The following is a 9658-nucleotide window of genomic DNA, read 5'->3' on the forward strand; positions in this document are numbered from 1 at the left end:
AAACCGATTAAAACGGAACTAATAAAGGCAGCCAATGATCAAATCGCTTATTGTTTAACGCTAGGTTTAAAATCTCCAGATGGTCAAGATCTTCCTGAGATGGGGAAGACCGATAATATTGTATATCGTGTATTATTGAATGGTTATCCTCAAAAAAGTCCTAAGGATCTAGGTGTTAGTAATTGGCAAGAAGCTCATTACAGTACCCAATTAGCGGTGTGGAATGCTCTGGGACAATTAGATGTAAATGAATTAGATTATAAGAATGCAAATGTTGAAAAAGCAACAAAGTCTATTATCAATGCAGCAAATAACAGCAAAGAAACACAAGATATTTCCATGGATATTATTCCAAGTGAAAAACAAAAAGCAGAATTAAAAGGTGACTTCTTTGAAACAAATTTATATACAGTTCAAACAAATGCCAAAGATGGAATATTTACAGTTCAAACAAATCAAGCACCAGATGGCGTTAAAATTATTAGTGAAAATGGCGTTGTAAAAAATCAGTTTACAGTTGGGGAAAAGTTCCGTATACAGATTCCCAAAGCAACAAAAACAGGTGAATTTAGTTTGAAAGTACTTTCAAATCTTAGTAAGGTACAAGCAATTGCTTATAAAGGAACAGATACCATTCAAAATACTACAGTCTTATTAGAACGAAATGAAGAGAAAATAAGTCGAGATCTTACTATTAATTGGGAATCACTAGGTTCTTTACAGATTAAAAAAGTAGGCGAACAAAACGAAGTGTTAAAAGGTGCTGTGTTTGAGGTTTTTAATACAAAAAATGAATCTGTAGGTACAATGACAACGGGAGAAAATGGAACAGCCGTATTAGCTAACCTTGCGATTGGGGTATATCTTATAAAAGAAGTAAAAGCTCCAGAAGGACATGTGTTGAACCCAATTTCTCAAACGATTGAGATTAAAACGGGCGAAACAGCTACAGTTCAATTCAAAAATGAAAGTATAAAAGGGAACATTGAAATAAAAAAAGTAAGTGATAATGGAAAAGTCCTTCCGGGCGTTGAATTTACTATTTTTACAGAGGATGGGAAAGCAATTGCAAAAGTTATAACCAATAAAGAAGGGATCGCCAAAAAAGAAGGACTTATTTTTGGAAAGTATTATTTCCAAGAAACAAAAGCGTTAGATGGGTATGTACCGAATCATACAAAATATCCATTCGAAATTAAAGAACACAATCAAGCACTGAGTTTCGAAGTGAAAAACAAGGGTGTTACAGGGAGCTTAGAAATTACCAAAGTTGATATAGCTGATGGTAACAATAAACTTCCAAATGCTGCATTTACCATTTTTAACGTGGAAGGAAAAGAAGTTGTTAGAGGTAAAACAAATGCTGCAGGCATTGCGAAGTTTGAAAAATTGCCATTTGGTACATACACTTACCGCGAGACTGTAGCACCGGATGGTTATGTAATAAATGAAGAAACGTTCTCGTTTGAGATTAAGGAGAATGGTGAAATCATTAAACACATTGTAGCAAATGAAAAGATTCCATCGATAAAAACAACAGCGACTGATAAAACGAATGGTACAAAAGAAATGCACACTTCTAAGTCTGTCACAATTCAAGATAAAGTGGAATACAAAGATTTACAAGTAGGTAAGGAGTACACGCTAAAAGGGACGTTAATGGATAAAGCCTCAAATAAACCACTAGTTGTAAAGGGGAAAGAAGTAACAGCAGAAGCGAAGTTTATACCAAAAGAAGCAAACGGTTTTATTACGTTAGACTTCATTTTTGATGCAACTGGTTTAGAAGAAAAAGAAGTTGTCGTATTCGAAGAGGTACTGAAAGATGGAAAAGTTGTTGCCATGCATGCGGATATTCATGATGAAAATCAAACAGTTACGTTTGTGAAGCCCTCTGTGAAAACGACAGCAACTAACAAAGATGATCAAAAAAAAGAAATCCATGCAAAAGAATCTATCACGATTCAAGATAAAATGGAGTACACGAACTTAGTTGTGGGGAAAGTATATACTGTAAAAGGGAAGTTAATGAACAAAGCGACAAATAAACCGTTATTAATTGATGGGAAAGAAGTAAAGGCGGAGACTACGTTTACAGCAAAAGAAAAGAATGGTTTTGTAACATTAGATTTCACATTCGATGGTAGAGAACAGCAAGGAAGAGAAGTTGTAGTGTTTGAAGACGTATTATATGAAAATGAAATAATTGCAACTCACGCTGATATGAATGATGCAGGTCAAACGATTAGATTCGTAGAGCCTTCCATTCAAACAACAGCTACAAACAAAGCGAACGGTTCTAAAGAATTAGATGCTACAAAATCTGTCACAATCCAAGATAAAGTGGAATATAAAGACTTAATTGTAGGGAAAGAGTACGTTGTAAAAGGGAAACTGATGGATAAGGTGACAAACAAACCATTACTTGTGGATGGAAAAGAAGTAATAGCGGAAGCTAAGTTTACTGCGAAAGAGAAAGATGGCTCCATTTTGTTAGAATTTACATGTAACGCTTCTGAACTATCAGGTAAAGAAGTGGTAGTATTTGAAGAACTGTATCAAGATGGTATTTTAGTTGCCATTCATGCTGACATGGAAGACGGAGATCAAACGGTGAAGTTCAAAGAAATAAAACTGCCTCATCCAGAACAACCACAGGTAACTGAAAAACAGCCCGAACAGCCTAAAGCACATAACAAAACAGGAATATTACCTGTTACTGGTGGAGATATGTCCATGTGGATTTCAATGGCAGTTGGTCTTTTATTACTAGTACTAGGAACAGTATTATGTATCAAACGTAGAAATGTGTAATAGTTATATAATGATTACATATACGCTTTTTTAAAAGGAATAGAATAAGCATCTTTGAGCAAAATAGAAATTTGTTTAATGAAAAAATGTTACAGAACCATAGTTCTGTAACATTTTTGGTTTACTAATATATCCTTTTAAAAGAAAGGGGTATGACCACCACTATACACCACTAAGGTCGGGTTGTTGCTCTGCACGATTAAATTATTTAGATATTTGAGCTAAAGGTGAAACAACATAATAGTTACTTCTGTTTCTGAATATTAAAAAGTAGCCCGCTCGAAGATGTTGGTTCTTTCCCTTATAGGAGAATAGGGGTGATCTTTTTTGTCTTTATGTACAAAAGGTTCACGGATTTTAGAAGAACTGTTATACTTTGAATGCACAATGTAGCAAAATCACAATGGATGAAGAGACAGCTAGGCAGTGCTGTCTCTTTGTTTATATTGGTAAGTCCATGGAATTATGATAGAATGAGTACAACTGTATAACGTGGGGTGGTTGGTTGTTGTCCTTTCTCTTATATGTTAGAGAGAAAGGAGGTGACTCCTATGATGGAATATTTACTGTCTTTGCTACAGGAGCTGTTAAAAGTATTTTTAACAATCCTTGTCACGGCTTATGGAAATAAGCTTGTCAGCAAATTTAGCAAACAACGTAAAAAGACCTCCCTACGCCGTGGAAAGTGTGGAAGGTCTTCTAAAAGAAAATAAATTTTAGTAGTAACCAGTCACCTTGCGGTAACAGTTACCAGAAGAAATGTTGTCGCATCTCTTCTTTTATTTTATGTGTTTTAGGAAATACTTATGCCTTAAGTTGATACTTATATTATAGCATCTTTAAGATTGATTGCAAATCCCACTGCATGATGAGGCAGCTGTGTTTTGTTTTATATGAGAAATATAAATTTTTTTACAGATTTCCGTCATATTCCCCTGGGATCTCCACCTCAGCTTCAAATATCGTTTCATCTTCTTCAGGATTTTCATCATCTACATATTTTCTACACTTGGCATATAACCAAATATTCATCGGACGATTATTAACCACTTCAATCTCATCAAAGTCAAAATCCACATGTCTATCTAAATAATCTTCAATAATTTGTTGCAGATCTTCCTCATTAATCTCTATTTTTCGTTCCACAAAACCTTCTGTACTATAATATTTGACTGGATACACATCACGCATTGGTATCATCCCTCTTTCTTGTTTTATGTATAAAAATAGAGCACATCTTATGAGTGGTAAGACATGCTCCTTTCAGAAAATGTGCGATTTAGAAAGCTGTATTATCCCTACTGAAGCTTACTGTTTAAACAGAAATCACAAATATATCATATCATAAAATATATTATCCCACTATTCCTTGTAGGACCAAACTGAGAATCTTTGAGCAAAACTTTTTAAGGTAATCAGAAATTTCAGTCGCTATAACATCATTCTAAGACTAGGTGGTTGTCATGAACGTTGAAGTTATTTGAATTAAAGGTAATAGTACTTTCATAGTTACTTTCCTCCTACCACTATCCTGTTCATAAATCTTGTCGCTATAATACAAATAATCCTATAGAAGAGGTGATAAAATGCAGGCGGTTCAGATTGAAGAAATATATCAAGAAATATTAGATGGAAAAAGATCGATCTTTCCTCGACATACATGGAGTGAAGATGGTAATCGTGAATTAGCAAAACGAGTGACTAAATATTTGATTGAGAATGTTTTGGAGTGGGAAGGGGAAGAAATAAAGCAACAATGGTGTAAGAAGCTCATTAAAAAGTATAAATTGGGAGGAGTCTTGGGTATTGTCTATCAAGCCAGTCCCTATACCATGTTAAATGACTTATACCCAAGAAGATTTAAAGAATGGGAGTTTCAGCAATCTTCAGTTCCTGCAAATTTTTGGACAAAAGAAAAAGGATTAGAAGTTTTACGTTGGACGATAGAAGAAAAAGAAAAGTTAACGACAGAACAATTGTTACAAGTATACAGTAAAAAATGGCTGATCAAAAATCAATTAGAAAGACCTTTCAGAGTGCATTGGGGTTCTAGTCCATATGCTATGTTGAATGATTTATATCCAAAAAGATTTAAGGAATGGGAATTAAAAGAGGTACCACTGAATTTTTGGACAAAAGAAAAAGGATTAGAAGCTTTGCGCTGGACGGTAGAAGAAAAAGAAAAGTTAACGAAGGAACAATTGTTACAAGTATATGGAAAGAGATGGTTGAATGAAAATGGTTTATCAACACCACTTCGAAAACATTGGAATTCAAGTCCCTATACCATGTTGAATGGTTTATATCCAGGAAGATTTAAAGAATGGGAATTAAAGGAGGTACCACTGAATTTTTGGACAAAAGAAAAAGGATTAGAAGCTTTACGCTGGACGGTAGAAGAAAAAGAGAAATTAACACTAGAACAATTGTTACAAGTGTATAGTGAAAGGTGGTTAATTAAAAATAGATTGTCAACGCCATGTCAAAAATATTGGCGAGAAAATCGGTATGATATGTTAAAAGATTTATACCCAGAGATTTATAGAACTATGCCAAAAATGAAGAATGTACAGCAGGTCTAGAAAATAGAAGGTTTATAAAAGTAGCAAAATGTAAAATTCAAAAAACCAGTTACATATGTGTGTGTTCACATTTGTAACTGGTTTTTTCTAATTAAACAAGTTTATCCAAAAAAATATAAAAACATCAAATCACTCATTATACCAATCATACCCTAAATTTAATATATCCGAGTAAACACTATTACTTCTTTTCAAAACACTGGATAATTCTATGAAATTTGATATTTGAATGGCATTATCACGTTCCCATGTTGCATCACATTCATCACATATATATAATATTGTGTTTTTGTTTTTAATTTTTGCTTTGAAAATTAGCCCATTTCCATGACACATTGGACAAACAACTTTCCCTCTAAATAGTTCCATTAAAAGTTCCTCCATCAAAGTTTAACAGGATATGCAGTAATAACTTTATTCGTTCCTGGTTCTACAACTAATCTAATTGCAGTTTCTCCTTCAGTTCCTATAATTCTCCCCATAGGAATATCGGAAGCCCTAGAATTCACAGTGATGGAAGCACCTTTCTTGGACCAAGCTTCATCTAATAACTCTAATAACTTTGTTTTATCAACATTAAACACAGAATGTGTAGGTTTATTAGGATTAGGTTTTGTATGATCTAGTACATGCTTCACACGATTTCCGTGAACACTACCTTGAGTATATTCAAGTCCACCAGAAGAAGTCCATGATTTTGTTTCTTTATTATAAGTTAATTTCCCAAACTTACCCAATATCGGAAGTTCTTTTAATAAAAACTTATTACCAATTTTAGATAGACCAAGCATTAGCGCTGATTCGCCTGGTACCGGTATAGCTTGTAAGATTGCTAAATCACCATCAAATAATGTTTCATAGATGCTTCCTTCAGCATCCCTACCTAAATCCACATCACGTTTCGCATAATATCGAATACGATCATCAATTTGTGCATCTTCTTCTAGCATCTTCCCACTAATTGCAACACCAGGATCCCATTTATTTAGTACCTTTTTATAGGATATCAGTGACATATAAAAATCAGCGTTATAAAAGCCTGTCAAATCACCAAAATAGAACTTCATTTTTTGTAAATTCTTTTGTAATTCTAAGATAGAACTTGTGTCAGTCGTTTTATTTAATTGATTTAGTGCATTCATTAAATCTGGGTCCGTATTAAGGTCTTTATTGTTCCAAAGCTTCACATAATATGTTCCCGCAGCTGCAGGTTTAAAGCTGTTAGAAGTATTTCCAGGGAACATCGTTTTTACGACTTCACCATTTCCATTTTCAATGGTTGCTACATTAGTTGTAAGGCTTATTGTTTGTTCATTTAGTGCAGTAAGATTCACCTTATAATAATCTATATCATGTAAAGATGTAAGATTATGATCTTTTATTTGATCCCAAGTTACAGCTTCTGCTGTTTGTTTGGTGCTATTAAAATCACTTTCAGCCATTAATGTTGTTTTTAAAACATTTTGTCCAGAAGGATTAGATAGTTTTAAAACATACGTTTTTCCTGCTTGTAAATTATATTCAATTTTTGCATAATGAGCACCGTATGGACCACCTGAATCCATGTTGGTAGCAAGTCTTTGTTCTTCCTGATATAGTTTTAATTCATTTCCTGATCCTTGTTCTTTTCCTTTATAAGGCATAGTAAAGAATCTGTATAAGCCTGTTTTATCCGGTTTGAAATAAAAATCCATAGAATTTTTATTTTCATTAACATCAACAGGTGTAAGATTCTTTAGGTCAACGTAATTTGTAATTTTATAGTTCAGTGTAGCACGATTTACTATGTTTGAACCTTTTAACCCAATTGCTTTTACTACTGTATCAGCTTTAATAGGAATAGCACCTGTATAGGTAGAACCATGACTAGCTGTAGGTTCTGTTCCATCTAATGTATATATTATTTTATCTGAGCTTGTAGAAGTTAGAGTAACATCGATTGGATTTCCATAGCTTCCCTCAGGATAATTAGTACTTAATAATCCAGGACTTCGCCAACCATCTCGAATAACTTGTGCATATGCCCAAATATATACCTCACCTAATTTTTGATTAAAGCCATCATTAATTGCCTCATTTATATTATTCCAAACATGTTGTTGCTCTTTATTTAAAACAAACCCTGAGAAATAATGAACCTTTTCTTTTGGGTAACCTAAATTTTCTTGTGCAAACTTTAACGTTTCTTTGTGCTTATCCATATGTCCGTCAATCAGGTAATCATAGTCCTCAATCATAAAGAAGTCCAGATTTGGATATTTCCACTGTTTTTTAGGGAAATTAACGATTGACATCATTGGTGGAACACGATCTTTATCAATTACAGAAGGAGTAAAGAATAAAACAGTAAATTTAGCATTAGAATAAGAATTTTTTAATGTATCACGTAACAGTAAAGAAAATTCACCATTTTTATTACTTAACCACTCTAACATATCTTCATGGCCAGTCATGTCTTCCGTTGATGAGTGAAAATCATACATAGGATATCCATTTTCTTTTTCAAATAGGTCTTTTGTAGCTTGATCATAAAAACAAGGCGGCTTCCCTGCTATATCCTCTTTATGCCACCACCAAGGTTCTCCTAATTGGACCATTGGTGTAATACCAGCATCACTTGAGATTTTAGCTAATCCTAAAACGTATTTTTTATAGAAAGTTTTTACGTCCTCATTCGTAAAACTTAAAAGATGGGGAGTAGGTGTCCAGCCTGTTGTACCCGGAACATTATCCCAAGTACGTTGCCACCATGACTCTGGAGCATCTACTGATTCCATTGAAATAGATTGTATAAGATCCATATTATTTTCTTTTAAACGTTTCGCGTAATTCCTATACCACTCTTCAAACCCTTGATTAAATGGGTATTCTGTATTCATTTCGACGCCAGAATCCGTCAAAATTTTGTCATAATAATGAGAAGCGCCTATATAAAAATTGACCAGCTTACTAAACCCTAATTTTTTATAATCACTTACAACCCTTTCAGGAGTTAAATTATAGATGTCATCATAATCGTCAGTCATCCTCACATTCTGACTTGGTGCACTTTTAGGTTCATCCATTAAGTATGTATTTCCTGATACTTTCCAATTGTTAAAATGAAGTTTGAATTTTTCAGACTTCCCTAATTTCTTACCGGCTTCAGAAGACTGATATCCTTGTGGAACAACAGACCACATAATGGACTTAATATCATTTACAGGTATCTTCTTCCAATTGGGGTCTGGCGTATATTTTCTTTGTTCTATATTATAACTATACGGTGTCCAACCAGCGTATAAATTGTTAAAATCTAGTTTAATATGACCTGTCTCTCCCGTAGCAGTTCCTTCTTTTCGATTTTCAGGGAAACGAATCTCTTTTCCAACATCTCTGGTTGCCCCAAGCTCCCAAGATTCCGCAGGACGATCTACAACATAGTTCCAGAGACGTACATAATGAATTTCTCCGCTATTGGTTTCGATTGTTAAACTGGGTGCTAATCCACTGTCCATTAGGTTTGTAAAGCCTTCAATTTTATAATCATATTCAAGACTAACATTATTAAAATCAGGTTTCGTTGGGTATTTTAAATTAGGGTGACTATAATTATCTTTCGTTTCCCACTTTACTCCAACTAGATCCTTTCCTGTTCGGAAATTACCAGCGACATAAAAGTTATTTTTATCAACAGTAACAGTTGATGCATTCATATCAAAATTAAAATTGGTTACTAAATATTTAGGCATTAATTTATGAATTGCAGTAGAATTTGGAGGTGTTTCAGCTTTTATGTGTAGCTGTGGTAACCAACTCAATTGAGAAAGCAATAACACAGCTGTAATTATACATATACTCCACTTTTTGAACATATTTTTCCTCGTTTCTGGGAATCTTATTATTTATTAGTATATAAATTTTCTGAAATAGATAAATAAGAAATTGTTTTATAATTAGGAATATTTTCCTTAAAAAAGAAGGATTAACTGGAATTCATTTTATTCCCCCCTATGAATAAGATTAGTAATACATAAGGATATTAAAGTATAAAGAATATGGTGTAAATATATTTAAATATGCAATTTAAGGTTCGTATTACTTGTTTTTACTTAAATGGAATTTTAATCATTTGAAATGAAATATGTGTGATGATTTTATTACAAACTTGTAATGACAAATCTTAAAATGGGGTTTACAAAAGTAAGGAAATAGCAAGTTCGTACAAACCAGTGATAGGGCGTTGTTTTTGCCGAAATCACTGGTTTTTTGATGAAAAAAAT

Annotated in this window: 6 protein-coding genes; 3 read left to right on the forward strand and 3 right to left on the reverse strand. The window is 33.4% G+C overall.

Annotation, left to right across the window (positions count from 1 at the left end; all coding sequences use genetic code 11):
- Window positions 1-2814: VaFE repeat-containing surface-anchored protein (locus tag ACODS7_RS29510; RefSeq protein ID WP_488828261.1), on the forward strand; the 2814-nt coding region annotated here is incomplete at its 5' end.
- Window positions 2815-3365: 551 nt separating this feature from the next.
- Complete coding sequence (locus ACODS7_RS29515; RefSeq protein WP_208742787.1) at window positions 3366-3527, forward strand: hypothetical protein; 162 nt, start codon at window positions 3366-3368, stop codon at window positions 3525-3527.
- Window positions 3528-3726: 199 nt separating this feature from the next.
- Here ACODS7_RS29515 and ACODS7_RS29520 read toward each other — a convergent pair whose 3' ends face one another.
- The gene (locus ACODS7_RS29520; RefSeq protein ID WP_098679912.1) at window positions 3727-4005 is read right to left on the reverse strand and encodes a hypothetical protein; all 279 of its coding nucleotides are present in this window, start codon (window positions 4003-4005) and stop codon (window positions 3727-3729) included.
- A 395-nt stretch (window positions 4006-4400) separates the two neighbouring features.
- Between ACODS7_RS29520 and ACODS7_RS29525 the strand changes: the two genes are divergently transcribed.
- Complete coding sequence (locus tag ACODS7_RS29525; RefSeq protein WP_243168966.1) at window positions 4401-5396, forward strand: DUF4046 domain-containing protein; 996 nt, start codon at window positions 4401-4403, stop codon at window positions 5394-5396.
- Window positions 5397-5525: 129 nt separating this feature from the next.
- Here the strand turns inward: ACODS7_RS29525 and ACODS7_RS29530 are convergent, their stop codons facing one another.
- Together ACODS7_RS29530 and ACODS7_RS29535 are read right to left on the reverse strand one after the other, a co-directional pair.
- Window positions 5526-5765, reverse strand: coding sequence for a 3'-5' exonuclease (locus ACODS7_RS29530; RefSeq protein ID WP_098679104.1), 240 nt, complete (start codon window positions 5763-5765; stop codon window positions 5526-5528).
- A 14-nt stretch (window positions 5766-5779) separates the two neighbouring features.
- A complete protein-coding gene (locus ACODS7_RS29535) occupies window positions 5780-9250 on the reverse strand; it encodes a chitobiase/beta-hexosaminidase C-terminal domain-containing protein (protein WP_289670449.1) in 3471 nt (1156 codons plus the stop codon).
- Window positions 9251-9658: the final 408 nt, after the last annotated feature.

The sequence above is a fragment of the Bacillus sp. FG16 genome (genome assembly GCF_057809515.1).